General features: G+C 63.5%; 28 protein-coding genes. 17 read left to right on the top strand and 11 right to left on the bottom strand.

Annotated features, from left to right (window positions below; translation table 11 throughout):
* Positions 1–2 precede the first annotated feature (2 nt).
* A complete protein-coding gene (locus NKI46_RS04300) occupies positions 3–1,169 on the bottom strand; it encodes an amidohydrolase (RefSeq protein ID WP_023687295.1) in 1,167 nt (388 codons plus the stop codon).
* 91 nt (positions 1,170–1,260) lie between these two features.
* Here NKI46_RS04300 and NKI46_RS04295 point away from each other — a divergent pair, with 91 nt between their 5' ends.
* Positions 1,261–2,109 carry an AraC family transcriptional regulator gene (locus tag NKI46_RS04295; protein ID WP_031195762.1) on the top strand — a complete coding sequence of 283 codons (849 nt, stop codon included), beginning with the start codon at positions 1,261–1,263 and terminating at the stop codon, positions 2,107–2,109.
* On the opposite strand, the gene NKI46_RS04290 is transcribed toward NKI46_RS04295, so the two are convergent.
* The 3 genes from NKI46_RS04290 to ygfZ form a co-directional block, all read right to left on the bottom strand.
* Positions 2,078–4,210 (bottom strand): putative bifunctional diguanylate cyclase/phosphodiesterase, encoded by a 2,133-nt coding sequence (locus NKI46_RS04290; protein ID WP_023670259.1) that lies wholly within the window; start codon positions 4,208–4,210, stop codon positions 2,078–2,080. The two genes, NKI46_RS04295 and NKI46_RS04290, sit on opposite strands and share 32 nt — an antisense overlap.
* A 67-nt stretch (positions 4,211–4,277) precedes the next feature.
* Positions 4,278–4,916 carry an HD domain-containing protein gene (locus NKI46_RS04285; RefSeq protein ID WP_023670260.1) on the bottom strand — a complete coding sequence of 213 codons (639 nt, stop codon included), beginning with the start codon at positions 4,914–4,916 and terminating at the stop codon, positions 4,278–4,280.
* The gene (gene ygfZ, locus NKI46_RS04280; RefSeq protein ID WP_352744900.1) at positions 4,916–5,776 is read right to left on the bottom strand and encodes a CAF17-like 4Fe-4S cluster assembly/insertion protein YgfZ; all 861 of its coding nucleotides are present in this window, start codon (positions 5,774–5,776) and stop codon (positions 4,916–4,918) included. The genes NKI46_RS04285 and ygfZ overlap by 1 nt, the downstream gene beginning before the upstream one ends.
* 82 nt (positions 5,777–5,858) lie before the next feature.
* Here ygfZ and NKI46_RS04275 point away from each other — a divergent pair, with 82 nt between their 5' ends.
* The 3 genes from NKI46_RS04275 to NKI46_RS04265 all read left to right on the top strand — a co-directional run bounded on the left by NKI46_RS04275 (position 5,859) and on the right by NKI46_RS04265 (position 8,263).
* Positions 5,859–7,190, top strand: a complete 1,332-nt coding sequence (locus NKI46_RS04275) for a dihydroorotase (protein WP_352744897.1) — start codon at positions 5,859–5,861, stop codon at positions 7,188–7,190.
* A 54-nt stretch (positions 7,191–7,244) separates the two neighbouring features.
* Positions 7,245–7,472 (top strand): hypothetical protein, encoded by a 228-nt coding sequence (locus NKI46_RS04270; RefSeq protein WP_027049982.1) that lies wholly within the window; start codon positions 7,245–7,247, stop codon positions 7,470–7,472.
* A 62-nt stretch (positions 7,473–7,534) separates the two neighbouring features.
* Complete coding sequence (locus tag NKI46_RS04265; RefSeq protein WP_023684480.1) at positions 7,535–8,263, top strand: nucleotidyl transferase AbiEii/AbiGii toxin family protein; 729 nt, start codon at positions 7,535–7,537, stop codon at positions 8,261–8,263.
* A 22-nt stretch (positions 8,264–8,285) separates the two neighbouring features.
* Here NKI46_RS04265 and NKI46_RS04260 read toward each other — a convergent pair whose 3' ends face one another.
* The 4 genes from NKI46_RS04260 to NKI46_RS04245 all read right to left on the bottom strand — a co-directional run bounded on the left by NKI46_RS04260 (position 8,286) and on the right by NKI46_RS04245 (position 10,634).
* Entirely contained in the window at positions 8,286–9,089 is an 804-nt protein-coding gene (locus tag NKI46_RS04260; RefSeq protein WP_023738581.1) for a hypothetical protein, read from the bottom strand.
* Positions 9,090–9,195: 106 nt separating this feature from the next.
* Positions 9,196–9,453, bottom strand: coding sequence for a hypothetical protein (locus NKI46_RS04255; RefSeq protein WP_023673564.1), 258 nt, complete (start codon positions 9,451–9,453; stop codon positions 9,196–9,198).
* Positions 9,454–9,781: 328 nt separating this feature from the next.
* On the bottom strand, positions 9,782–10,159 hold the full coding sequence (locus NKI46_RS04250; RefSeq protein ID WP_023684478.1) for a TIGR02301 family protein: 378 nt from the start codon (positions 10,157–10,159) through the stop codon (positions 9,782–9,784).
* Positions 10,160–10,226: 67 nt separating this feature from the next.
* Positions 10,227–10,634 (bottom strand): NUDIX hydrolase, encoded by a 408-nt coding sequence (locus NKI46_RS04245; protein WP_031253485.1) that lies wholly within the window; start codon positions 10,632–10,634, stop codon positions 10,227–10,229.
* A gap of 125 nt (positions 10,635–10,759) precedes the next feature.
* Here NKI46_RS04245 and NKI46_RS04240 point away from each other — a divergent pair, with 125 nt between their 5' ends.
* Positions 10,760–11,518 (top strand): SOS response-associated peptidase, encoded by a 759-nt coding sequence (locus tag NKI46_RS04240; RefSeq protein WP_352459643.1) that lies wholly within the window; start codon positions 10,760–10,762, stop codon positions 11,516–11,518.
* Between the two features lie 136 nt (positions 11,519–11,654).
* On the opposite strand, the gene NKI46_RS04235 is transcribed toward NKI46_RS04240, so the two are convergent.
* Positions 11,655–11,810 (bottom strand): hypothetical protein, encoded by a 156-nt coding sequence (locus tag NKI46_RS04235; RefSeq protein ID WP_023673568.1) that lies wholly within the window; start codon positions 11,808–11,810, stop codon positions 11,655–11,657.
* A 390-nt stretch (positions 11,811–12,200) separates the two neighbouring features.
* Here NKI46_RS04235 and cysS point away from each other — a divergent pair, with 390 nt between their 5' ends.
* From cysS to NKI46_RS04195, 8 genes are all read left to right on the top strand, one after another.
* Complete coding sequence (gene cysS, locus NKI46_RS04230; protein ID WP_023738583.1) at positions 12,201–13,634, top strand: cysteine--tRNA ligase; 1,434 nt, start codon at positions 12,201–12,203, stop codon at positions 13,632–13,634.
* A gap of 175 nt (positions 13,635–13,809) precedes the next feature.
* Entirely contained in the window at positions 13,810–14,196 is a 387-nt protein-coding gene (locus NKI46_RS04225; protein ID WP_352459642.1) for a VOC family protein, read from the top strand.
* Positions 14,197–14,218: 22 nt separating this feature from the next.
* Complete coding sequence (locus NKI46_RS04220) at positions 14,219–14,725, top strand: GFA family protein (RefSeq protein ID WP_023687308.1); 507 nt, start codon at positions 14,219–14,221, stop codon at positions 14,723–14,725.
* Positions 14,722–15,198: a GFA family protein gene (locus tag NKI46_RS04215; RefSeq protein ID WP_352744891.1), complete on the top strand. Its 477-nt coding sequence runs from the start codon at positions 14,722–14,724 to the stop codon at positions 15,196–15,198. The genes NKI46_RS04220 and NKI46_RS04215 overlap by 4 nt, the downstream gene beginning before the upstream one ends.
* 8 nt (positions 15,199–15,206) lie before the next feature.
* Positions 15,207–16,163 (top strand): prolyl aminopeptidase, encoded by a 957-nt coding sequence (gene pip / locus NKI46_RS04210; RefSeq protein WP_023738586.1) that lies wholly within the window; start codon positions 15,207–15,209, stop codon positions 16,161–16,163.
* Between the two features lie 187 nt (positions 16,164–16,350).
* The gene (gene cimA / locus NKI46_RS04205; RefSeq protein WP_023738587.1) at positions 16,351–17,967 is read left to right on the top strand and encodes a citramalate synthase; all 1,617 of its coding nucleotides are present in this window, start codon (positions 16,351–16,353) and stop codon (positions 17,965–17,967) included.
* Between the two features lie 138 nt (positions 17,968–18,105).
* Positions 18,106–19,035, top strand: a complete 930-nt coding sequence (gene rarD, locus NKI46_RS04200; protein ID WP_023743784.1) for an EamA family transporter RarD — start codon at positions 18,106–18,108, stop codon at positions 19,033–19,035.
* An 11-nt stretch (positions 19,036–19,046) separates the two neighbouring features.
* The gene (locus tag NKI46_RS04195; RefSeq protein WP_023738589.1) at positions 19,047–19,733 is read left to right on the top strand and encodes a glutathione S-transferase family protein; all 687 of its coding nucleotides are present in this window, start codon (positions 19,047–19,049) and stop codon (positions 19,731–19,733) included.
* A 31-nt stretch (positions 19,734–19,764) separates the two neighbouring features.
* Here the strand turns inward: NKI46_RS04195 and NKI46_RS04190 are convergent, their stop codons facing one another.
* A complete protein-coding gene (locus tag NKI46_RS04190) occupies positions 19,765–20,376 on the bottom strand; it encodes an LOG family protein (protein WP_023705376.1) in 612 nt (203 codons plus the stop codon).
* 125 nt (positions 20,377–20,501) lie between these two features.
* Between NKI46_RS04190 and NKI46_RS04185 the strand changes: the two genes are divergently transcribed.
* From NKI46_RS04185 to NKI46_RS04170, 4 genes are all read left to right on the top strand, one after another.
* Complete coding sequence (locus tag NKI46_RS04185) at positions 20,502–22,187, top strand: LysM peptidoglycan-binding domain-containing protein (protein WP_352459641.1); 1,686 nt, start codon at positions 20,502–20,504, stop codon at positions 22,185–22,187.
* Positions 22,188–22,419: 232 nt separating this feature from the next.
* Positions 22,420–22,755: an ArsR/SmtB family transcription factor gene (locus tag NKI46_RS04180; RefSeq protein WP_352459640.1), complete on the top strand. Its 336-nt coding sequence runs from the start codon at positions 22,420–22,422 to the stop codon at positions 22,753–22,755.
* Between the two features lie 24 nt (positions 22,756–22,779).
* A complete protein-coding gene (locus tag NKI46_RS04175) occupies positions 22,780–24,660 on the top strand; it encodes an ABCB family ABC transporter ATP-binding protein/permease (RefSeq protein ID WP_023738590.1) in 1,881 nt (626 codons plus the stop codon).
* 285 nt (positions 24,661–24,945) lie between these two features.
* Complete coding sequence (locus NKI46_RS04170) at positions 24,946–25,281, top strand: antibiotic biosynthesis monooxygenase (RefSeq protein ID WP_023685667.1); 336 nt, start codon at positions 24,946–24,948, stop codon at positions 25,279–25,281.
* Here NKI46_RS04170 and NKI46_RS04165 read toward each other — a convergent pair.
* Positions 25,260–26,132 carry an SMP-30/gluconolactonase/LRE family protein gene (locus NKI46_RS04165; protein ID WP_031253539.1) on the bottom strand — a complete coding sequence of 291 codons (873 nt, stop codon included), beginning with the start codon at positions 26,130–26,132 and terminating at the stop codon, positions 25,260–25,262. The two genes, NKI46_RS04170 and NKI46_RS04165, sit on opposite strands and share 22 nt — an antisense overlap.
* Positions 26,133–26,183 lie beyond the last annotated feature (51 nt).

The following is a 26,183-nucleotide window of genomic DNA, read 5'->3' as shown; positions in this document are numbered from 1 at the left end:
CGTCAGCGTAGCGTCTGCTCAACGAGCGTGACGAAATAGCGGAGCACGGTGGGGACGATGGCGTCGTTGAAGACATAGCGATCGCCGTGCAGCCCTTCGCCCGGTCTGACAGCTCCTGCGCCGACCCAGGCATAGCAGCCGCCGGCTTCGCGGACCATGTAGGCAAAATCCTCGCAGCCGAGGCTCGGGTTGAATGCGGTCTCGACCTGCTCGCGGCCGACAACCGCGGTTGCCGCCTGGACGGCCCGGTCAGTGGCAGCCGACGTGTTGACCAGCGGCGGGTAGCCTTTCTTGTAGGCGAGCTTGGCGGTGAGTGCATGCGCCGAGGCAATGCCTTGCGCGATGTCGCCGATCAGCCTTTCGCAATGGCCCGACAAAGTGGGCTCGAAGAAGCGGCAGGTTCCCTGCAGCCAGACCTTGCCCGGCACGATGTTGCCGACATTGCCGCCATGGATCTGGGTGATCGAAACGACCAGCGCCATTTGCGGGTCGACCGAACGGCTGACGATGCGCTGCACGGCTTGAACGAAGGCGCCGGCCGCGAGCACGGGATCGTCGCCTAGCTGCGGCATGGCGGCATGCGCGCCGGTCCCCTCAAAGTTCAGTTCGAAAGTGTCGACGGCCGCCATCATCGACCCGGCACGGGCCGCGATCTTTCCGAGCGGCAGCCCCGGCCAGTTGTGGACGGCGTAGATGGCTTCCACGGGGAAGCGCTCGAACAGTCCGTCCTCTATCATCCGCATGGCGCCGCCTTCATTTTCTTCCGCCGGCTGGAAGATGAAACAGACGGTGCCGTCGAAGGCTCTGTTGTCGGCGAGCAGCTTGGCGGCGCCGAGCAGCATCGCGATGTGCCCGTCGTGGCCGCAGGCATGCATCACGCCGTCTTTCTTCGACGCATATGGCAATCCTGTCTTCTCCAGCACGGGCAAGGCATCGAGTTCGGCGCGAAGCCCGATGGCGCGCACGCCTGGTCGTCCTCTGAGGACGCCAACCACGCCGGTGCCGCCTTTGCCTTCATGAACCTCGTCGAGCCCGAAGGTGCGCAGCTTGTCGGCGACGAAGCGCGCGGTCTCATACTCTTGGAAACCGAGTTCGGGGTTGGCGTGGATGTGATGCCGCCATTCCACCACCTGCGGGGTGAGGGCGGCGATGGGGTCGTTGTGCAGCATTGCGCTCTCCTTGCCGGCTATCGTAAATTCGGCCTTGTCGATGCCAGCACGTAAAGGATTTGCGCCGGCAGCGTCTTGAACAGGATTGACCGTGTCTGGAATTCAACAGCCTCAGGAGACGACGCAGTTCTGGCGTCATCCGCGCTTTCGCGATCTTGGCATGCTCAAGGCGCGCTTCACGCGGCATCGCTACCAGCTGCACACGCACCCGACCTATGTCGTCGCCCTGATCACGCAAGGGTGCGAGCGGGTCCGCATCGGCAACGAGACTGTCCTCGCGCCGTCGGGCACGGTTCTGCTCGTCAATCCGGAGATATGGCATGACGGCGAGGCGGGTGCCGACCAGGGTTGGGCTTACCGCACCTTCTATCCGTCGGCCTGGCTCATGGGTGCGATCGCGGACGAACTCGGGCAGGATCGCCCGCCGTTGTTTTCGCAAGCGATCGTCGATGATGCCGATCTCGTCCAGGCAGTAGGCGTCGCGCACTTGGCTTCGACATCGGGTGATGCCACGAGCGCCGAAACATCCATGCTGATCGCCTTGCGCAAGCTCATCCTGCGCCATGGCGATTGGGGCGGCCGGCGGCGCGAGGCGGTCGAAAGCTTCGGATCGAAAAGCCGGCTCCGGGTCTATGAACAGGTCATCGAAGACCATCTGAACTCGGACCTCGATTTGCAGCGGCTCGCTGAAGCCGCAGGCGTGACGCGCTTTCAAGTTATCCGCGATTTCAGGAAAGTGCTGGGTCTCACCCCTGCTGCCTTCATCCGTGACCGCAGGCTGCGCCGTGCCGATCTGCTGATCCGGCAAGGTTCAGATCTCGCCGGTGCCGCCTTTGCGGCCGGCTTCTCCGACCAAAGCCATCTCTCGCGCACCTTCCGCGCCGCGCATGGAATGACGCCGGGGATGTTCAGGCGCGCCGGGACGCTGCCCTCGTCTTGAGAAGTCGAGCCATGTCGGCGGCCTTTGACGGCATGCCGATCAGAAAGCCCTGCGCCTCGACGCAGCCAGCCTTGCGCAATATGTCGAGCTGCGCTTCGGTCTCGACGCCTTCGGCGGTGACGGTGATGCCAAGTTCGGCACCAAGCCCGATGATCGTGCGCACGATCGCCGCCGTGTCCTTGTTGTCGATATCGTGGATGAAGGAGCGGTCGATCTTGATCTTGTCGACGGGAAAACGCCTGAGATAGCCGAGCGACGAATAGCCGGTGCCGAAATCGTCGAGCGCGATGCGGATACCGAGTTCGCGCAGCTGCCTCAGCGTCTTCAGCACCGTCTCGCTCTCATCCATCAGCACGGTCTCGGTGATTTCCAGTTCGAGCCGGCTGGCCGGCACACCGGAAACGGCCAGCGCCGAAATCACGCTGCGGGCAAAGTCGGCGCTTCTGATCTGCACTGCCGAGACATTGACGGCGATGCGCATTCCAGGCGGCCAGCCGGCGGCCACGCTGCAGGCCTGTTTCAGCGCCCATTCGCCCAGCGGAACGATCAGCCCGCTGTCTTCGGCGGCTGCGATGAAATCGTCGGGCGCCACCAGGCCGCGCGTCGGTGAATTCCACCGCATCAACGCTTCGGCGCCGACGATCTTGCCCGACGCGATGTTGGTGATCGGCTGGAACTCCAGCACGAACTCCCGCCGTTTCAGTGCCGTCTCGAGATCGGTTTCGAGCGCCAGGCGCGCCCGCACCAAGGCATCCATGCCGGGCTCGAAAAAGCGGTAGACGTTGCGGCCTTCGCTCTTGCCGCTGTAAAGCGCCATGTCGGCGTTCTTCAAAAGCGTGTCGGCGTCCTTGCCGTCACCGGGATACAGCGCGATGCCAAGGCTGATGCCGACATGCATGTCGCGGCCCTTGTCGCGAAACGGCTGGCTGACGACAGCGACGATGCGTTTTGCCAGTTGTTCCGCATCGGTGGCGCCTTTGGGATTGAACTGCAGGATGGCGAACTCGTCGCCACCGAGGCGGGCGACCACATCGGTGTCGCTGCGCAGGCTGTGCCGCAACCGCTCCGCCACGCATTTCAGCAGCCAGTCACCGGCCGGGTGTCCCCAGGTGTCGTTGACGGCCTTGAAGCGATCGAGGTCGAGCGAGAAGATCGCCAACGGTGTATCGCCGGCCATCGCCTGGTCGAGCCGTTCGCGAAACATCGATCGGTTGGGCAGGTCGGTCAGCGTGTCGTAATGGGCAAGGTGGCTCATGCGCTCTTCGGCGCGCCGGCGCTCGGTGATGTCTTCGAAGGTCGCCACCCAGCCGCCACCGGCAAGCGGCCGGCGCGCAACCAGCAGCGTTCGGCCATCGGCAAGGCTGCGGTCTGTCGAACGCTCCTCACCGGCCTGCAGGCTGGCTCTGGTGTTGGCGATCTCGCCGTCGATGTCCATCGACGGATAGATGCGCAGTCGCACCATCTGTTCGAGCAGGGCGCGCTGGCTCATGCCGAGCGGGAAGTCGTCAGGCGTGACCTTGTAGAGGTCGAGGAAGCGCTGGTTGCGCACGATCAGCGTGCCTTCGGCGTCGTACATCAACAGGCCTTGCGACATGTTGGCGAGCGCCGCATCGAAGCGGCGGTGCTGCTCCTTCAGTTCCTGCTCGGCCCGCCTTTGCTCCGTAATGTCCTCATAGATCGACACCCAGCCGCCTGAGGCCAGCGGCCGGTGCGTGATGGAAACGATGCGTCCGTCCGACAGTATTTCCTCGTAGGTCGAGGCTTGCGCGCGCTCGATATAGGGCTTGCGGATGGCATACAGGTCTTCGGCGCTCTGTGAGGCGACACCGATGTCGACGCTGTGCTTTAGAATGTCCAGGAACGCGATGCCGGGCCGCACGATCTTCGCGTCGAGGGAGAAGATGCTGATATAGTTGCCGTTGCAGATGATCATCCGCTCGTCGGCGTCGAACATGCACAGCCCGTGCGACATATTCTCGACGGCCGCCGAAAAGCGCTCGTTCTGGTGGCGCAGTTCGTCGGCGATCTGCCGTGGCGCGGCGACGCCTCCGGCTCCCCGTCTGCGGACGGGCGAACCACCCTTGACGTGCGCAACGGACATGAGGCGTGCCTGCTGACCGTGATCGAAACCCGGTACTGTGGTTACCGCTGGTTAATTTAGCGTATGTTCACTGCGCCGAATGCACGGCAACCGTTGCCTGGCGTTGCTTTTCAAGCGTTGCGTAGCGTTTGAGGAAGGCAGCTTGCGCCGAGGTCACCGAGTGCGGCTTAAAGTCGAAGCGGTCGGCATTGAACCCGCGCGGCCGGCCGAAGAACTCGGTTGCTTCTGCGGTCGAGAAACCGGCAAGCAGCGTCGCCTCGTAATAGGCGGCGATCTGGTCGGCGCGCTTGATCTCCTTGCGCAAGCCGACGCCGAGTTCGGGCGGCAGCGAAAAGCGCTGATGGATGGCGCGCTGGAGACGCAGCTCACACTCCTTGTAGGAGCCGCCCATTACCGATTTGAACGGCGAGATCATGTCGCCGATGACATATTCCGGCGCGTCATGCAGCAGTGCTGCCAACTGAGCGTTGGCCGAGGCGTCCGGCTGCAACTCGCTGAACAGCGCCTCGACCAGCAGCGAATGCTGGGCAACCGAAAAGGCGTGATCGCCGCGGGTCTGGCCGTTCCAGCGGGCGACGCGGGCAAGCCCGTGGGCGATGTCGGAGATTTCGATGTCGAGCGGCGAGGGGTCGAGCAGGTCGAGCCGCCGTCCCGACAGCATGCGCTGCCACGCGCGGGGTGGCGCTCCGACGCGATCGGCAGCCATCAGGCATCCTCCGCGCCGATGGCTTCCCTGGGAAAGCTGAACTGCGCCCAGGCCGGGATGGCGAGCGAGACGGTGACATCACCGGCCAGTACCGGCTGGCCAGCGTCGAGCGCCGCCTTGACCCGGTCGATGCGGGCAATGGCGAGGCCGGCCATGCCCGCGGTCGAGCCGAGCGTGCCGACCGGCCGCCCCGCAACCGTCAGCTCCGAGCCCGGCGCGGGCAAGGCGCGGTCGGCCGAAACGATCAGCACGCGGCGCCTGGCGGTGCCGCGATGCTGCATGCGCGAGACCACTTCCTGGCCGACATAGCAGCCTTTCTTGAAGCCGACGCCGCCGGTCTCGTCGAGCAGCACGTCGTGAGGGAAGGCTTCGCCGAGCTGATAATCGGAACCGCTTTCGGCAATGCCGTTGGCGATGCGGAGCGCCTGCCACGCAGCCGGGTCGCCACCTACGAATGCGCCGCCATAGGAGCGGCTCACAGCCACCTCGCGGAAGCGGGCATCGGCAAGTACCGTTGAATCAGACTGTGAAGCGCTTGAATCATCGCCCCACGCAACCGTCACAAGCACTTGATCCTGCCTGGCAATCTCGGCCTTGGCGCGCAGCTTGTAAAGCATCAGCCGGCGCAGGAAATCGTCTGCGATGTCGGCACGGCAATCCAGCCGGAATGCGTTCTCGCCGCTACGCGAGATCAGGAAATCGAACAGGATCTTGCCTTGCGGCGAAAGCAGCGCACCTGGCTTTGCCGCATCGACGGCCAGCGTGTCGAGGTCGGTGGTGAGGATATTCTGCAAAAAATGCTCGGCATCCGGGCCTGACACGGAAATGAGGGCGCGGTCTTTGAACAGGGCAAAAGGCATGGGCGGCAAAGAACCTGATCTTGCAAAACAGTCGGCCTTTACGTAAGCCGACGATACTCCCCCCGCAAGAGACCGAACGCCCATGGCCACCACCTACGACCTCATCCTGACAGGCGGCACTGTGGTCAACCATGATGGCGAGGGCGCGCGCGATGTCGGCGTCAAGGGTGGTCGTATCGTCGCAGTAGGCGATCTTCGCCAAGCTTCGGCCGGCGAAGCGATCGACTGTCGCGGGCTGCACGTCCTGCCAGGCGTCGTCGACAGTCAGGTGCATTTTCGCGAGCCGGGGCTGGAGCACAAGGAAGATCTGGAGACGGGCTCGCGCGCGGCTGTGCTGGGCGGGGTCACCGCCGTCTTCGAAATGCCCAACACCAATCCGCTGACCACCAGCGAGGCGGCGCTTGCCGACAAGGTGCGCCGCGCCACCAGCCGGATGCATTGCGACTTCGCCTTCTGGGTTGGCGGCACGCGCGAGAATGCCGATGATGTCGGTGAGCTCGAGCGGCTGCCGGGTGCTGCCGGGATAAAGGTGTTCATGGGCTCGTCCACCGGCGACCTGCTAGTCGAGGACGACGAGGGTGTCGCATCGATCCTGCGCAACACCCGCCGCCGAGCCGCCTTTCACTCGGAGGACGAGTTCCGGCTGCGCGAGCGCCTCGGCCTGCGCGTCGAGGGCGACCCGTCCTCACACCCCGTCTGGCGCGACGAGATCGCGGCCTTGCGCTGCACCGAGCGGCTGGTGCGCATCGCGCGCAGCACCCGCGCCCGCATCCATGTCCTGCACATCTCCACTGCCGAAGAGATCGTGTTCCTCGAACAGCACAAGGATGTCGCCACCTGCGAGGCGACGCCGCACCATTTGACGCTCGCCGCCGACGACTATGCGCGGCTGAGCACGCTGATCCAGATGAACCCGCCGGTGCGGGCGGCACGCCATCGCGACGGCGTCTGGCACGGCATTGCGCAAGGCATCGTTGACGTGCTGGGCTCCGACCACGCCCCGCACACGCTGGCCGAGAAGGCAAAGCCCTATCCGGCCTCGCCGTCTGGCATGACCGGGGTGCAGACGCTGGTGCCGATCATGCTCGACCACGTCAATTCAGGCCGGCTGACCCTGCAGCGCTTCGTCGACCTCTCCAGCCACGGCCCGCAGCGCATCTTCGGCATGGCCAGGAAAGGCCGCATCGCCGCCGGCTACGACGCCGACTTCACAATTGTCGATATGAAGCGCCGCGAAACCATCACCAATGCGCAGGCCGGCTCCAGGGCCGGCTGGACGCCCTATGGCGGCAAGGAAGTCACCGGCTGGCCGGTCGGCACGATCGTGCGCGGTCGTCGCGTGATGTGGGACGGCGAGATCGTCACGCCAGGACAGGGCAGGCCGGTGGAGTTTTCCGAGGCGCTGCCGGCTTAGCGGTTTCTTGCTGCGTTGGATTTTTTAAGCGCTATCCACTACGTTAAGGGCATTATGAACGCAGATATCGCGCCCATGATTGTCCCTGCGGAGTTTCCGGAGCTCCAGGCGCTCGCCTGGAACCGCGATGCGGCACGCCCGATTCCGGCTGAAGAGGCATTTGCGCTGTATGAGCGTAATTGGCGGTTTGTCGATCAAAAGCGTCTTACTGTGCGTGAGAAGATGCTTATCCAAAGTTTGGCAGACAAATTCGGTCACGGCGTGCTCTTGACCGCCGGCTGATTTCCCTCACCTGATCGTTCCTCGCAGCCGGAATATCAACAGGACACACCGCGAGCGTCATGATGGAATTCAAGAGGCCCGAGCACCAGATCATTGCCGAAGCGCTCGGATTGATGGATCGCCATTTCCTGACCGCAAACCAGTGCTGGTTCGGCGGTGGCACTGCGATCGTCATGAAATTCGGGGAATATCGCCGCTCACTGGATGTGGACTTCCTGTGTGCCGACAGTGATGGCTATCGCGAATTGCGGACCTCCGCAGCCGAACGTGGCGTCAGAGCATTCTTTCCTGAGCCGGTCGAGGCTGTTCGGGACTTCCAGATCGATCAATATGGCTTGCGGACGATCGTGCGGTTGAAAGGCCAAACGATCAAGTTCGAAGTCATCCGCGAAGGCCGCATAAAACTGCGAGGCCATTTCGACGACGATCTGAATGTATCCGCCCTGGTCCCGGCGGATATGTTTGCCGAGAAGTTGCTGGCGAACGCGGATCGATGTCAGGACCGTGCAATTGCATATCGCGATGCCATCGATCTTGGAGTGCTGGTTGGCATCTATAAGGAAATCCCGAGCGACGCTGTTGGCAAGGCGAAGGCGGCCTATGGCGTGGATATCGAGCGCAAGGTGGCTTGGGTGGTAAACAGGCTGCGGGACAAGGAAGAATTGCGGCATGCCGCCGAGGTGCTGCAAATGGATCCCAACGCGGCGGTCGAAGCGATTTCGGCCCTTCGAAATGAAGGTATCCGCATATGGCCTGACACAGGCCTCGAGCTTTCTAGCCCTAGCCAGTAGCCATCCCAGGGGGAATCGCCGTTCAATCCCCGGCGACGAAGAATGTCCACTGCCCGGCCGGCGTGATGCCGACGCGGTAGAAGATGTAGGCGCCGAACTGCTTCATGTCGTCATAGTCGCCGGCGGTGACGATCTTGAACAATTCGACCCGCTGCCTGGCGTTGAGCTTGTCCAGCGGCAGGGCGAAGAAATATGGCCAGACATAGAGTTCCTGCGGTGTGCCGACGTCTACATGGACATAGCCGGCATTGAGCACCTCTTCCAGGATAGCGAGGATTTCCTGACCTTCCTTGTCGCCCGATAGCCCTTTCAGGAAGGCGATCGGGTCGCCCTCGATTTCGCCCAGCGACAATTGGGTCATGGTGTCGCCCTTGCCGATCAGCGGCCGCAGCTTCTCGATGTCGCCGCTGACGCAGACCTCGACCATCAGATCGCGCATGCGCCTGACGGGCTCGGGCAATTTGGAAAGGTCATAGACGACTTCGGGCACCGGCGCTTCTGGATCGGCACGCGGGTTGGCCACGCCTCCATCGTTGGCGGGGGCTTCCGGTTGGCTTTGTTCGGGCTCCGTGGGCGATTTCGGCTGGCTGGCGGCCGGTGGCGCCGTGCCGGGCAGATCGGGCATTGGCACTGAATTTTCAGACGGCGCCGTCTCACCATTGGCTGGTGGCCCGGCAGGAACTGGAAGCTCCTCGCGCTTGATCTCGCTCAACGCGTAGGCAGGGTTGCTGGTCAGGACAAACGCCAGCGGACCCGCGGCGCAGGAAGCGGCAAGCCAGATGCTGAGGGCCACGCCGCGAGGCCGGCCTGACATCGAAAAATTCACCGCTTGCCTCTCCTTGGGCCTAGGCTCTTCAGGCATGATGCCCAAACGGCGCGCCGTCGTCAAAGAACCGGTAAGCTGGCGATGCACCCTCTGAGACGCGCGCCGCCTAGTGCCGAAACCGCTCCGGCTCGAAGGCGCCGGCGATCACCTTTTCACGCATGCGGTCGAGCAGGGCAAGGGCCGAGGTCTCGCCATTGGCTCGCAGCATCTCGCCGAACGCGGTTTCAAGCGCTGCCTCGGCGATGATTTCAGGTTCTATGCCGGCCGACAGACCTTCCGCCCAGGCCTCGCTATGGCTTTCCACCGCGGTCAGGCGCTTTTCTTCCCTGACCAGCGCGTCGATGTCGTTGACGCCATGTTCCATTTGCGATGTCCACCTTTTCAAGCGGCGGTCCGACGGGTCGGATCCGGCTTGGGCTGCCCCTATCTCACGCAGGCTAAGTAAGTATCTGTAAATACGACATTTTTTTGATCGTCTTTACAAACTTCGTCGCCTGCGTTCGGTCCGATTCAAACTTAGCCGATTAGACCGGTGAGCGGGATGAAAACCTTCAGTTTGAGTTAATTCCGCATTCGCGCGCTAACGTTTCGTTAATACTGTTGCGCAAGTGCAACACCAAGATTGCATCAACGTGCCGTGGATACAAGGCGGGTGCTCGAAAAGGCGTTGGCTAAACGCCGTCTGGCGCTCGTCAGTTGCCGTAACGCGAGGCGATGTCGCGCGACAGCGTCTCGCCTTCCTTCATGTAGCGGCTGATGGCTTCGGTCGCTGACGGCGTGCATTGGGTATAGGTGCCGCCGAAGGAACGGTAACCGCGGTTGAAGCTGGCGATGAAGCGGGCACGCCGCTCCGGATCGGGATTTTCCGAATCGATCAGCTTTTCCATCTCGGTGCGCCACTGGTCGCCCTTTTCGCCGCACAGATTGCGCAGGAAATGCAGCGATCCCAGCACCTCGGCCAGTCGCATCAGCCCGGGCTCGAACGGCGACTCGGCGGCCAGCGCCGGCTGCACGCCAACAGCCGTGGCGGCGGCGAGGCATGCGGCAAGGAACAGCGAGGTGCGGGTCATAAGTCTATCTGGCGAAACATTTTGTCGCCTGCAAGGCGATTCTCGGAGGGGCGGATACCGGTTTGCTTCAGGCCAAAAGCTCTTCAGCCACCTCCACGACGTCACTCGCGAGCGGCAGCGTCGCCATTTCATCAAGACTATAGAAGGCGGCGGTCTCGGCATCGTCGCTGGCCGTAGCTTCGCCGCCGGCATAAACGGCGCCGAACACGGTCAGCAGATAGTCGACCGGGTGATTCTCGCCGCTGCCGTCGATGTGGATGTCGCGAAGCGGACGATAGTCCTGCGCCCGCAGCCCGGTTTCCTCCAGCAACTCGCGCACTGCTGCTTCTTGCAGCGTCTCGCCGGGCTCGACCTTGCCGCCGGGAAAGGCATAAAGCCCCTGCGACGGCGGCCGCGCCCGCTTGACCAGCAGCACCGTCCTGCCGCGCACGACGGCGACCGAGACTGCGGGAAGTGTCTTGCGCTGCTCGTTCATCGATCTCGTTTTCGCCTATTTGAGGCCGACCCTTGTGGACCGGCCGGCGGCATTGAGCTTTAGCGGTTGCGCAACGCCGGTTCCATCGCCACTTTCGCGATCGGATCATTTCATCGAGCTTTCCCATGTGCGGACGCTTTGCCCTGACGGCCACGCCGGACCAGACTGCCGCCTTGCTCGGCCTGGCGGAGCTGGAGGATTTTCCGGCCCGCTACAACATCGCGCCGACGCAGCCGGTGCTGATGGCGCTGTCGGGGCCGCCGCGCATGCCGGGCTCGAATTTCCCGGATCGCCAGGCGATGCTGGTGCGCTGGGGACTGATCCCCACCTGGGTCAAGGACACCAGGGAATTTCCGCTGCTCATCAACGCGCGTTCGGAAGGCGCTATTGAAAAAGCCTCGTTCAGAGCCGCCATGCGCCATCGCCGTGCCTTGGTGCCGGCCTCCGGCTTCTATGAGTGGCAGCAATCCGGGAGCGGCAAGAAGGGCCAGCCCTACTGGATACGGCCGAGGCATGGCGGGTTGATCGCCTTTGCCGGGCTGATCGAAACCTATGCCGAGCCGGGCGGTTCGGAAATGGACACCGGCGCTATTCTTACCGTCAACGCCAATGCCGGCACCGCCCATATCCATGACCGGATGCCGGTGGTGATCGCGCCTGAAGATTTTGCCCGCTGGCTGGACTGCCGCACGCTCGAACCGCGCGATGTGGCCGACCTGCTCAAGCCCGCGCTGCCCGATTTCTTCGAGGCAATTCCGGTCTCCGACCTCGTCAACAAGGTCGCCAACATCGGGCCCGAGATACAGGACATGGGCATCGTCGAGCCCGGCAAGGTCAGGCGCCAGAAGCCCGGCGCGGACGACAGTCAGATGACGCTGTTTTAGAGCGCGCTCCCAAGAAGCCATGTCCGGTCTTCGGGAAGAACCTGCTCAATAGGAAGAGCTGTTGTTTTCAGGCGCGCTATGGGGCCTCAGCCTTCCGTTCCGGCGCACGCCTTGTCGGCGGCGGCACGATGCCTGTTCAGGCAGCGCGGGGCGAAGTGATTTTCGGCGCCGGCTTTTTATTCTTCGCGGTGTGGAGAAGGGCGGCGACGATCGCGGCCGGGCCGATCGCACGGTAGTGGTTGGCGAGCGCCGGTTGCTTGGCGCGGCTCGATTCCTGCTTGGTTCGTGACATCGATCTCTTCCCTGTAACATTTCCGTGTCTGCGTTTGCCGGCCGAATCTGACCGAATCGTGACCTATGGTGAACTAGCCGGCGAATGTTTCATGACTGTGCCGACATGTTTAATAAAATGTTTCAGCGGCTCCTGACCTATGAACCAGCGATGCTTTTGCCGGAAGTTGCGACTTGACGGCAACACCGGCCAAGGCGATAAAGCCGCCGATGAAAACGTTTTTCGCCATTTGTGGCATTTGCATTATTGGCTAGCTTCGCGCTGGTCAGGACGTTTTCGCCTCATCTTTCCCCAGAGTGGACAAACGCCCCGGCCAGCAGGCTGGAGCCCGATTTGTGCCTTGGCACAGGTAAGGCTCTCTCCAGAACTTAACGGACCGGAAGGGCACGCATGTCTGACGCATCGAAGGGTCTCAGCCTCTACAACACGCTAACGCGGACGAAGGACGTGTTCCTCCCGATCGACCCGTCGAATGTGCGCATGTATGTCTGCGGCCCAACCGTCTACGACTTTGCCCATATCGGCAATGCGCGTCCGGCGATCGTCTTCGACGTGCTGTTCCGTTTGCTGCGTCACCTCTATGGCGAGGCTGGTGTCACGTATGTGCGCAACATCACAGATGTCGACGACAAGATAAACGCCCGCGCGCTGCGCGATTTCGGCGCCGAGATCGCGTCGGGAAGCCTGACGCTCAACGAGGCGATCCGCCGCGTCACCGAAAAAACCGCCGACCAGTATCACAAGGATGTCGCCGCACTCGGCTGCTTGCCGCCGACGGTCGAGCCACGCGCCACCGAGTTCGTCGCGCGCCGCGCCGACGGCAAGGTTGACATGATCACCTTGATCGAACGTTTGATCGAACGCGGCCACGCCTATGTCGCCGCCGGCGAAGTGCTGTTCGACACCGCCTCGATGCCGGATTATGGCGAGCTGTCGAAGCGCAATCTCGACGAACAGCAGGCCGGTGCGCGAATTGCCGTCGACGCTCACAAGAAGAACCCGGGCGATTTCGTGCTGTGGAAATTGTCGTCACCGGAAGAGCCCGGCTGGGACAGCCCATGGGGCAGGGGCCGGCCGGGCTGGCACATCGAATGCTCGGCCATGTCGGCCGCCTATCTCGGCGATGTCTTCGACATCCATGGCGGCGGCCTCGATTTGATCTTCCCGCACCATGAGAACGAGATCGCCCAGTCGCGTTGCGCCCACGGCACCGACGTCATGGCCAATATCTGGATGCACAATGGCTTCCTGCAGGTCGAGGGCCAGAAAATGTCGAAGAGCGTCGGCAATTTCTACGCGATCGCCGAACTGCTGGAGACCGAAACTTTCGGCGGCCGCAAATGGCCGGGCGAGGTGCTGCGTCTGGCGATGCTGATGACGCATTACCGCGAGCCGATCGATTTCTCCGTGCGCAAGCTGGAGGAAGCCGAGAACACGCTGCGCAAATGGAAACGCGCGGCTGACCTGGCGCCGTCGGCAGGGCAAGTCCCGGCGGAGATTGTGGCGGCGCTGTCTGACGACCTCGCCACCTATGCCGCCTTCCAGCAGCTCACGCAGCTTGCCGGTGAGGCCGCGGAGGGCAACGAAGCGGCCGCATCGCTGAAGGCATCGCTGTTGTTCCTCGGCTTCGATATCGGCGCGGCCAAGGTCGACGAGGCAGCGATCGCCAAGGCGATCGCCAAGCGCTTGGAACTGATCGCAGCGAAAAACTGGGCCGAGGCCGACCGCATCCGCGACGAGCTTCTGGAGCAAGGCGTGCAGCTGAAGGACGGCAAGGATCCTGTCACCAACGAACGCGTGACGACGTGGGAGGTGAAGCGGTGAGGGTGGCGCGAGACACCGTTGTAAGATTGGCGAAGGCGGCAGCGACAGCCAATCTCCCCCCTTGCGGGGGAGATGTCCGGCAGGACAGAGGGGGGTTCGAAGGAACGCCAGCGTTCATCGGGGCCGGCTTGGCCGGCGCCGACGTGCCGGCGCCAGCAAGGGAGGAGCTTGTTTCATGATCGACCATCTCGGCATCAATGTCGCCGACTTCGACGCGTCGAAAGCCTTTTATGACCAGGCGATAGCGCCGCTTGGCGCCTCGCTGATCTACATGGTGCCACTGGAATATACCGGCGGCGCGAAGGTCGGTGGCTATGGCCGCGACCGGCCGGTGTTCTGGCTGCAGGCCAGCGATGACAAGCCGAGGACCCATCAGCACGTCGCCTTCACCGCGCGCAGCCGCGCCGAGGTCAACGCCTTCCATGCCGCGGCGCTCGCCGCCGGCGGCAAGGACAATGGCGGGCCGGGGCTGCGCCCGCATTATCACCCGGACTATTACGGCGCCTTCGTCTTGGATCCCGACGGCAACAATGTCGAGGCCGTCTGCCATGCGCCCGAATGACTATGAAACGGAGTGAGACGCCATGAGCCTCGACAACCGGCCGATCTACACCGGTGGCTGCCAGTGCGGCGCGGTGCGCTTTCGCGTCGAGGGTGCGCTGGGTGACGCCTCGATCTGCCATTGCCGCATGTGCCAGAAGGCGTTCGGCTCATTTTACGCGCCCCTGGTCTCGGTGCGTGGCGCCAAACTCGACTGGACGCGCGGCGAACCGAAATATTTCGCCTCGTCCAGCCATGTCGATCGTGGCTTTTGCGCCAATTGCGGCACGCCGCTGACCTTTACCGCGCCCGACGGCATCGGCCTCGCCATCGGCGCCTTCGACAATCCGGCTGATATCGTGCCGCTGATCCAGTGGGGCACGGAGGCAAAACTTCCCTATGTCGATACCATCCCGCAATTGCCGGGCGAGGACACCATGGCCGACATGTCGTCGGCGCCTTATCTCGCCGAGCTCGTCTCCTACCAGCATCCCGACCATGACACCGAACAATGGGACACCGAACACCGGCCGCCAGAGGGAAAATCATGACCGATGAAGTTCGAACCGGCGGCTGCCAGTGCGGTGCCGTGCGTTTCCGCATCAAGGGCAAGCTCGGCCGGGCGTCCATCTGCCATTGCCGCATGTGCCAGAAACAGTTCGGTTCGTTTTTCGGCGCGCTGGTGACAGTGCCCAAGGATGGCGTCGAATGGACGCGCGAAGAGCCCACCTATTTCCAGTCGTCGGTCAACATCGATCGCGGCTTCTGTGCCCGCTGCGGTACACCGCTGACCTATCGCCAACCTGGCGCACTGGAGATCGCCATCGGCGCCTTCGACGACCGCTCCGATCTGGCGCCGCAGATCCAGGTCAACTACGCGGTCCGATTGCCTTGGGTGGAAACGATCTTTGACCAGCCCATGCATCAGGATCCGGATTTCTACTCCCGCCAGGAGCAGATCATCTCCTTCCAGCATCCCGACCACGAAACCACGGACTGGCCCGCGCACGGCCTGAAAATATGAGCAATGAAATGAACAGTGAACTTCGTACTCTTTATCCAGAGATCGAGGCGTTCGAGTCCGGCATGCTCGATGTCGGCGACGGCCATCATATCTACTGGGAGCGCTCCGGAACCAGGGGCGCCAAGCCGGCCGTTTTCCTGCATGGCGGTCCCGGCGGCGGCTTCTCGCCAAAACATCGGCAATTGTTCGACCCGAAGCTTTACGACGTCATCCTGTTCGACCAGCGCGGCTGCGGGAAATCGACACCCAACGCCTCGCTCGAGGCCAACACCACCTGGCACCTGGTTGCCGACATCGAGCGGCTGCGTGAGATGTGCGGCTTCGAAAAATGGCTGGTGTTCGGCGGCTCGTGGGGCTCGACGCTGGCGCTGGGCTATGCCGAGACGCATCCTAATCGCGTCAGCGAGCTTGTCGTGCGCGGCATCTACACGCTGACCCGCGCCGAACTCGAATGGTACTATCAGTTCGGCGTCTCCGAGATGTTCCCCGACAAATGGGAGCGTTTCCTGGCGCCAATTCCTGAAGCCGAGCGCGGCGACATGATGGCCGCTTACCGCAGGCGGTTGGTCGGCGCCGATGGCAAGGCGGAGCTGGAAGCCGCCCTTGCCTGGAGCCTGTGGGAAGGTGAGACGATCACGCTGCTACCGGAGCCGGAGACCAGCGACAAGTTCGGCGAGGACGACTTCGCCATCGCCTTTGCCCGCATCGAGAACCACTATTTCGTCCACGCCGGCTGGCTGGAGGAGGGGCAGCTTCTGCGCGATGCCCATAAGCTCGCGGATATTCCCGGCACAATCGTCCACGGCCGCTACGACATGCCGTGCCCGGCGCGCTATGCCTGGGCCCTGCACAAGGCCTGGCCGAAGGCGGATTTCCACCTCATCGAAGGCGCCGGCCATTCCTATTCGGAGCCGGGGATTCTGGATCGGCTGATACGCGCGACGGATGGGTTTGCGGGGAAATGACAGCGCGTGGCACCCCCCTCTGTCCTGCCGGACATCTCCCCCTCAAGGGGGGAGATTGGCTGTCATCGGCGCTTTCGCAAATCTCCGTCGCTGCAGGAAACGATCCGACGCTAAAGCTGCCGATCTTCCCCCTTGAGGGGGAGATGGCCGGCAGGCCAGAGGGGGGTGCTCGCGCGCCAACAGAACAATGACCAAACAACGCCTCTATCTCTTCGACACAACCCTCCGCGATGGCCAGCAGACGCCGGGCATCGACTTTTCCGTCGAGGACAAGATCGCGATTGCCAAGCTGCTCGATGAGTTCGGCATGGACTATGTCGAAGGCGGCTATCCCGGCGCCAATCCGACCGACACCGCCTTCTTCCAGCAGAAGCGCACGGCGAAGGCAAAGTTCGTCGCCTTCGGCATGACCAAGCGGGCAGGCGTGTCGGCATCCAACGACCCGGGCCTGGCAGCGCTCGTGCAGTCCAAGTCCGACGCCATCTGCTTCGTCGCCAAGAGCTGGGACTATCATGTCCGCGTCGCGCTCGGCTGCACCAATGAGGAAAACCTCGACTCGATCAACGCGTCGGTCGAAGCAGCTGTTGCCGCCGGCAAGGAAGCGATGGTCGATTGCGAGCATTTCTTCGACGGCTTCAAGGCCAATCCGGACTACGCACTGGCCTGCGCCAGGACCGCCTATGATGCCGGCGCGCGCTGGGTGGTGTTGTGCGACACCAATGGTGGCACGCAGCCCTCGGAAGTGCGCGCCATCGTCGACAAGGTCATTGTTTCAGGTATTCCGGGCGGCCATCTCGGCATCCATGCCCATGACGACACCGGCCAAGCGGTGGCCAATTCGCTCGCCGCCGTCGAGGCCGGCGTGCGCCAGATCCAAGGCACGCTGAACGGCATCGGCGAGCGCTGCGGCAACGCCAATCTGGTCTCGATCGTACCGACGCTGGCGCTGAAGCCGGCCTTCGCCGATCGGTTTGAAACCGGCATCTCGGCCGAGGCGCTGACCGGGATATCCCGGCTTTCCCGCGCCTTCGACGAATTGCTGAACCGCGCTCCGGAAGCGCAGGCGCCCTATGTCGGCGCCTCAGCCTTCGCCACCAAGGCCGGCATCCATGCCTCCGCACTGGCCAAGGAGCCGGCGACCTATGAACATGTGCCGCCCGAGGCGGTAGGCAACCGCCGCCGCGTTATGGTTTCGGACCAGGGTGGCAAGGCCAATTTCCTCGCCGAGCTGAAGCGGCGCGGCATCGATGTGCCCAGAGACGACCATCGTCTCGATGAGCTGATCTCGGTGGTCAAGGAGCGCGAGGCCGAGGGCTACGCCTATGAGGGGGCCGATGCCTCCTTCGAGCTGTTGGCGCGCAAAATGCTGCACGGCCTGCCGGAGTTCTTCAACGTCACTTCGTTCCGCTGCATGGTCGAGCGCCGCTTCGATGCCAACGGCCAGTTGAAGACGGTCTCCGAAGCCATCGTCAAGGTGATGGTCGAGGGCGAGGAGAAAATGTCGGTGGCCGAAGGCCACGGCCCGGTCAACGCGCTCGACATCGCGTTGCGCAAGGACCTCGGCAAGTTCCAGAGCGAGATCGCCGACATGGAGCTCGCCGATTTCAAGGTGCGTATCCTCAATGGCGGCACCGAGGCGATCACTCGCGTCCTGATCGAATCGCATGACGGCACCGGCGCACGCTGGTGGACGGTCGGCGTCTCGGAAAACATCATCGACGCCTCCTTCCAGGCGCTGATGGATTCGATTGTCTACAAGCTGATGAAGAACCGCGACATGGCGGGATTGGTGGCGGCGGAGTAGGGTTGCAAGACGTGGGTTTCTCGCCCCCCGAAGTGGGGCGAGGAACTGGCGCCGCCCCTTGAACCATCAGCGGAAGTCCATTGATCCATCATAATTTTGCGATGGTTTTGGATGGCCCACTGGGCCATAGCGTTTGCCATGGCCAGCGACACGATCCAGCCCGACGCCGACTCCAAAGCCCGCAACGGCTTTCTCCTCGCGCTCGGCGCTTATCTGCTATGGGGGCTGTTGCCCTTCTACATGAAGGCGGTTGCGCATCTGCCGCTGATCGAGGTGATCGCCCACCGCATCGTTTGGTCGGTGCCGATTGCTGCTGCAGTGCTGGTCTGGGCCGGTCGGACCGCCGATTTCAAGGGGGCAATCCGCTCACCACGCAGCATCGCCATGGCGGCGTTGACGGCGACCCTGATCTCCGTCAATTGGGCCATCTATGTCTGGGCGATCTCGGTTGACCGCACCGTCGAGACCGCGCTCGGATACTACATCAACCCATTAGTTAGCATCGTCGTCGGCGCGTTGTTGCTCGGCGAGAAGCTCGACCGGCTGCAGATCGCGGCCGTGTTGCTGGCGGCGGTCGCAGTTGCCGTTCTGACCGTCGATGCCGGCAAATTGCCTTGGGTATCGTTGGCGCTGGCGTTTTCCTTCGCTGCATATGGGTTCTTCCGCAAGACGCTGCCGATCGGCCCGAGCCAGGGCTTTCTGCTCGAAGTGCTTTTGCTGTCGGTGCCGGCGCTTGCCTACATCGTCTTCCTAGTCGTCAACGGCCAGGACCATTTCATCTCCAGCAACGGCACCGATATGGCTTTGCTCATCGGCTGCGGGCCAGTCACCTCGGTGCCGCTGCTTCTGTTCGCCTTCGGCGCCAAGCTTCTGCGCCTCTCCACCATCGGCATCATGCAGTACATCGCACCGACCATGGTGTTCCTGATCGCCGTGCTGATTTTCGACGAGCCGTTCGGCACCACGCAAGCAATTGCCTTTGCGCTGATCTGGGCGGCATTGGCGATGTATTCCTGGTCGATGTTTCGTGGCCGTGAAATCCGCCCGGTGGCGTTGGCCCCGAAGTAGGGAGCCTTTCGATGTACGTGCTGCATATCGCCAACAAGAACTATTCGTCATGGTCGCTGCGGCCATGGGTGCTGATGTGCACCCTCGACATTCCGTTCGAGGAGCAATTGACGCCGTTTCCGACCGGGCCCAGTTTCGATCTCTACCGGGCGTTCTCGCCCAGCGGGCGCGTGCCTTGCCTGGTGGATGACGGCTGGGCTGTCTGGGATTCGCTGGCTATTGCCGAGTATCTCGCCGAGCGCCACCATGGCGTGTGGCCTGCCGAGGCCAAGGCGCGAGCCTGGGCGCGCTCGGCCGCCGCCGAAATGCATTCTGGTTTCACGGCCTTGCGCGGCGCATGCCCGATGAATTGCGGCTTGCGGGTAAAACCGTTGCCGATGTCGGACGCGCTTAAGCAGGATCTGTTCCGTTTGGGCGATCTCTGGAACGATGGCCTTGCCCGGTTCGGCGGGCCGTTCCTTGCCGGCGGCCATTTCACCGCAGTCGATGCCTTCTTCGCCCCGGTGGCGTTCCGCGTCCAGTCCTATGGATTGTCTTTCGAAGGTGCTGCTGCCGCCTATCCCGCGCAATTGCTCGGCCTGCCGGCGATGCAGGACTGGTATGCGGCGGGTCTCGCCGAGACCTGGCGGGAGCCGGACCATGAAGCGGAGGTCGCTGCCTCCGGCACTATCGTCGAGGATCTTCGCGCTACGGCGTGATGGGCAGCGGGGCCTCTCTCACTATTCACTATCACATCTTATCAATCACCGACTGCACGCCTTCCGTCGGGGCATCGACCGACGACCCCGCCACCATGATGGCGGCGACGATTGCCTCGGGGTCTTCGACCACCAGCGGCCTGACCCGCTGTGCGGTGTGGATGAAGCCTTCGCTGGCCATATGGTCGAGCAGCGCCAGCATCGGATCCCAGAACCCTTGAACGTTGGCGAAGACGATCGGCTTGCGGTGATGGCCGAGCTGGCCCCAGGTCATGATCTCGACGATTTCCTCGACCGTGCCGATGCCGCCGGGCAGCGCCACAAAGGCGTCGGATTTCTCGAACATCTTGTGCTTGCGCTCGTGCATGTTGTCGGTGATCAGCAACTCGTCGAGCCGGTCAAGCGCGGTTTCGGTCGCCTCCTTGTTGATGAGGAAGCGCGGAATGATGCCCGTTACCTTGCCGCCGGCCTTGAGCGCGCCTTCGGCGACTGCGCCCATAATGCCTTTGGTGCCGCCGCCATAGACCAGCCGCAGGCCGGCTTTGGCGAGCGAGCGGCCAAGCAGGTGCCCGGCCTTGGCATAGATTTCATCGCGGCCCGGAGACGAGCCGCAATAGACGCAGACGGATCGAATCGTGTTCATTCGTGATTGGTGATTGGGTCTGAATGCGGGGTCAAGCCCCAAGGGCTGACAAGCCCGGGCTTTTTCTTGTCGGTGCCGGCAAAACACGCTAGACCGGCTTCAGGTGGCTAAGGGGTAGGGGAAATATGGCTGTTAATCCATTGAAGGCGTTTCTGTTCGCGGCCGGTGGGACCGTCGCGGTCGTCGGAACCGCCTATGTATCGGGCGCACTCGACCCGTATCTGAATCCCACGCCGCCTGCGGCGATTGCATCGCTGACGCCGCCGGCTGAAAAGCCGGCCGATCCGGGGACCGAGGGAAGGCTGCCGCCGGCGCCCGCCGCGCCCACCGATGCCAAGGCTCCCGCAGCACCCGCGCCTGCCGACGCAACGGCTCCCGCGACCGAAGCTGCGGCTCCGGCGGCACCTGCCGCGCCCGCTGCTGCCCCAACAACCCCAGCGCCGGCCGCGGCCGGCCCGGTTGCGCCGAGCTTCGACGTCGTGCGCGTCGAAAGCAACGGCTCGATCGTCGTTGCCGGCAATGCTGCGCCCAATTCGAAGATCGAGATCCTCAACGGCTCCTCGGTGCTTGGCTCGACTGTCGCCGGTCCGGACGGCGCCTTCGTCATCGTTCTCGACGATCCGCTGAAGCCCGGCGACTATACGATTGCGTTGCGCGCGACGGCCGACGATGTGGTTACCCCTTCCGTGCAGACCGCCGTCGTTTCGGTTCCCAAGGACGCCGCCGGCCAGGTGCTGGCGATGGTCGAGGAACCCGGCAAGCCGGCCGAGCTGCTTAGCGTCCCGGCGCCTGAGACCAAGCCCGCGGCACCGGCCGCCGGCGATCAGGCTGCTGCCCCGGCCGCCGATGCACCTGCCGCGACCGCACCCGCCGCTCCCGCTGAAACCGCGCCTGCAGCTCCGGCTGTGGAAGCCGCCGCCGCTCCGGCAACACCGGTGCCGGCACCGGCGACGCCGCCGGCTGCCGCCGTGGCTGAACCCAAGATCGTCGTCGAAGCGGTCGAGATCGACGGCGACAAAATTTTCGTTGCCGGTCTGGCTGACGCCGGCCGCAAGGTGCGCGCCTATGCCAACGATATCCTGCTTGGTGATGCGGTGACCTCGCCCGACGGTCATTTCCTGGTCGAGGCGACGCGCGATATCCCGGTCGGCAACTACACCATCCATGTCGACGGTCTCGATGCGGACGGCGTGAAGGTGGTAGCGCGTGCCGCCGTGCCGTTCGAGCGCGAACCCGGCGAGGCGATCGCCGCCGTGGCGCCCGCGGAGGCCAAGCCCGCCGAGACCAAGCCCGCCGAAGCAAAGCTTGCTGAGCCGGCCGCACCGGCTGCTGCCGAAGCACCAGCCGCTCCGGAGCCTGCGCCAGCCAATGTCGCGGCTGCCCCTGCAAAGCCCGCACCGGCTGCTGCCGCATCCGCACCAGCCGCACCGGCGGCTGAAGCCCCGGCTCCGGCTGCCCCGGCGGTTGCCGAGGCACCTGCGTCACCGGCAGCGCCCGCCGCTGAGGCTCCAGCCGTCGTCGCGGCGGCAACGCCCGACGTGCCCGAGACGGTGGCGCCAAAGCTCGAACATGCCGACGGCGCGGTCATCATCCGCAGGCACGACACGCTGTGGCGGATCTCGCGGCGCGTCTACGGTCACGGCGTGCGCTTCTCGACCATTTATCTCGCCAACCAGGACCAGATCAGCGATCCCGACCGCATCTGGCCGGGGCAGGTGTTCAAGGTTCCGGAAAAGTCCAAGGAAGGCGAAGCCGCCGACCTCAAGGCGATGGGCGAGCAAGCGACGACGGCGCAGACGAAGACGCAGTAGTTTGGCGATTGGCTAATCTCCCCCCGAGTGGAGGAGATTGCCGGCAGGCCAGAGGGGGTCGCCGCGCATAGAACGCCGACCTTCTCTTTGCTGCAAACGACGTTGCGTCAGGACGTACCGACCCCCTCTGTCGCCTTCGGCGACATCTCCCTCTCGAGGGGGGGAGATTAGGTCGCTCTACCCATCGGGTTAGCTTGCCACGCACCCGTTCATCGTCTATCGCCGATGAACGATGGCAGACTCGCTCGCTGAACCAGACCACGCAAACTGCGCACCGCCCCAAAGCCGCGCCGTTGCCGCCCGCTTCGCGGCACTCTCGCATCCGGCGCGCATCGAGATCCTTAGACATCTCTCGGCCAGCAATTCCTGCTGCTGCCGCGAGGTGGTCGATCATCTCGATCTGGCGCAGTCCACCGTGTCCCAGCATCTGAAGATCCTGGTCGAAGCCGGGCTGGTCCGCTTCCAATCCGACCGTCAGCGCTCGCGCTACGAAGTCGACCGCGCCGCGCTCGCCGACGTTTCCGCATCGCTGACCGCACTCGTCAATTCCTGCTGCTCCGGCCGCTGATTTCTCACCCAAAAGGCAAGACAAGTGGCAGAAAAAACCGTTTCCGATAGCTCGACCTTCAGCACCTTGCGCAATCTGTGGCCCTATATGTGGCCGGCCGACCGCGCCGATCTCAGGGCACGCGTCACCTGGGCAACGCTGCTTCTGGTCGTTGCCAAGCTGACACTGGTTGCCGGGCCGTACTTCTTCAAATGGGCGACCGATTCTCTGGCCGGTGACGCCAAATCGCCGCCGCCGCTGCCGTCCTTCCTGCTGGCGCCGGTGATGCTGGTCGTCGCCTACAATGTCGTGCGGCTGGTGCAACTCGGCTTCAACCAGCTGCGCGATGCGCTGTTTGCCCGCGTTGGCCAGTATGCGGTGCGCCAGCTTGCGTTCCGCACCTTCGTTCACATGCACCAGCTGTCGCTGCGCTTTCACCTCGAGCGCCGCACCGGCGGCCTGTCGCGCATCATCGAGCGCGGCACCAAGGGCATCGAGACGATCGTGCGCTTCATCATGCTGAACACGGCGCCGACCATCCTCGAATTCGCGCTGACCACCGGCATCTTCGCCTACACCTATGGCTGGAAATATGTGGTCGTGGTGGCGGCCACGGTGTGGCTCTACGTCTGGTTCACGGTGCGCGCCAGCGACTGGCGCATCTCGATCCGCCGCGACATGAACGACAGCGACACCGACGCCAACACCAAGGCGATCGACTCGCTGCTCAACTACGAGACCGTCAAATACTTCAACAACGAGGGTATGGAGGCTGAGCGCTTCGACCGTTCGATGGCGCGCTATGAAATGGCGGCGACCAGGATATGGACCTCGCTCGGTTGGCTGAATTTCGGCCAGGGCATCATCTTCGGTCTCGGCACCGTCATCGTCATGTGCATGTCGGCGCTGGAGGTGCAGGCCGGCACGCAGACGGTCGGCGACTTCGTCTTCATCAACGCCATGCTGATGCAGCTTTCGGTGCCGCTCAATTTCATCGGCTTCATCTACCGCGAAATCCGCCAGGGGCTGACCGACATCGAGCAGATGTTCGACCTGCTCGATGTGCCGCAGGAAATCACCGACAAGCCGGATGCCAAGCCGCTCGCTGTTACAGCCGGCAAGGTCGAGTTCCGCGACGTGCACTTCGCCTACGACCCCAGCCGCAAGATTCTGAAGGGCGTCTCCTTTGAGGTTCCGGCCGGCAAGACGGTGGCCATCGTGGGCCCGTCCGGCGCCGGCAAGTCGACGATTTCGCGGCTCTTGTTCCGCTTCTACGACGTCCAGGGCGGTCAGGTGCTGATCGACGGCCAAGATGTCCGTGATGTGACGCAGGCGAGCCTGCGCGGCGCCATCGGCATGGTGCCGCAGGACACCGTGCTGTTCAACGACACCATCGCCTACAACATCCGTTACGGTCGCATCGGTGCCAGCGAAGAGGATATGCAGAAAGCCGCCGAGCTTGCCCAGATCGGCCCGTTTATCGAACGGCTGCCGGAAGGTTATCGCTCGATGGTCGGTGAGCGCGGGCTAAAGCTGTCGGGCGGCGAAAAGCAGCGCGTGGCGATTGCCCGCACGATTTTGAAGGCGCCGCCGATCCTGATGCTCGACGAGGCGACCTCGGCGCTGGACAGCCACACCGAACAGGAGATCCAAGCCGCCCTCGACCTAGTCAGCAAGGGCCGCACCACCATCGTCATTGCCCACCGCCTGTCGACGGTGATCACCGCCGACGAGATCATCGTACTCAAGGACGGCGAGATCGCCGAGCGCGGCACCCATGCCGAGCTGATGCGCCAACATGGCCTCTACGCCTCGATGTGGGATCGCCAGCGCGAGGCGACGGAAGCCGAAGAGAGGCTTCGGATTGCCAGGGAGAGCGATGAGTTGGGTGTGGTTGTGCGCAGAAGGACTTCGGAGGTGAGCTAGGCGGCGGAGCGCCGATCTCCCCCCTTGAGGGGGAGATGTCGCCGAAGGCGACAGAGGGGCTCACCGCGCGTGGAGCGCTAACCTTCATCGGTCGCAAGGGGGGCGCATCCAGTCGAACCGACCCCCTCTGGCCTGCCGGCCATCTCCCCCTCAAGGGGGGAGATACGCAGCGTCGTCGCCATCATCACCACCGAAAATTTCCCCTTGACCTCAACCTAAGTTGAGATCGCAAACCCTTTCCTGAGCCACCGAACCCAAGTCGTTCAAGAACGGAGACAGATTCAAATGGATAAACTTGCCGAGGCAGCCGTGTTCAGGGTCGACAAATTCGTCGTTCCTGCCGAGGCCCGTGAAGAAATCCTTCGCAAGGTCAGGGCGACTCATGAATTGCTGCGTCTGCAGCAAGGCTTCGTCCAGGATTTCGTGCTCGAGCAATTTTCGGGTCCGGGTGAGTTCAACCTGGTCACCATTGTCGAATGGGAAAACCAGGCGGCCGTCGACAATGTCGTGCCGATCGTCAAGGCGGCCCACGAGCGGGCGGGCTTCAACCCGCAGGAGACCATTGCCCGGTTGGGTGTGAAGGCCGATATCGCCAACTATCAGCGTCTGCCTGAGATGTAGGAGGGCCAGCCCGTGCCAGGTGCTGGCGCCTCGACGCTCAGCACCTGGCCGGTGCGGGCATCGCTGATCATGTTCTCGAAACCACGCCATTCGGCGGCGACGATGAACAGTGTCGTGCCATCCGGCCCGCCCAGCATGCAGGCAAAGCAGCCGCGATCGGCATCGACTGTCTGCAACACCTCGCCACCTTCGCGCACCCGCACGCAGCGCTTGTTGGGAACATCCGCGTACCAGGCAGCCCCTTCGGCATCGAGGCAGATGCCGTCGGGAAAGCCATCGAGATCGGCCCAGACCCGGCGGTTGGAAAGCCCGCCATCCTCCGCGATATCGAAGGCGGTCAGCCGGTTGGCATGCGACTCCGCCACGATCAGTGTCCTGTTGTCCGGCGTCACCGCCATGCCGTTGGCGAAAGCGATGTTCTCGGCCACTTGTCGAACCGAGCCGTCCGGCGTGATCAGCACGATGGTGCCGGGCCCGAAATGCTCGCCCGGTGCAGGCGCCGACCCGCCGCCATTGACATAGGTGTTGCCGCGCCCGTCGACGACGATCTCGTTCCACGGGCTCTTTGACAGTTCTCTCAAATCGGCATGGGTGGCGAGCGTCCCGTCCGCCTCCTGCCGCAGCAGCAGCCCTTCACGCCCCGAGATGACCAGCAGCCGCCCGTCCGGCAGCCAGTCGATGGAATAGGGCAGGGTGGCTGGTATCTTGAGCAGGATCTCGCTGTCGCCGTCTGCATCGACGGCGACGATCTCGCCGGTGCCCCAATTGCAGAGCCACAGCCGTCCGTCATGCCAGCGCGGCGACTCCCCGAACGCGAGGCCGGCGGCAACGAGACGCGTCTGGTTCAGCATTTTGAGGTAACTCCTTGTTGGGTGCGCAATCATGGCAAGGAACCATGATCG

The organism is Mesorhizobium sp. M0615 (assembly GCF_040320805.1).
Classification (GTDB): Bacteria; Pseudomonadota; Alphaproteobacteria; order Rhizobiales; family Rhizobiaceae; genus Mesorhizobium.
This window is presented reverse-complemented; position numbering and strand designations above follow the sequence as displayed.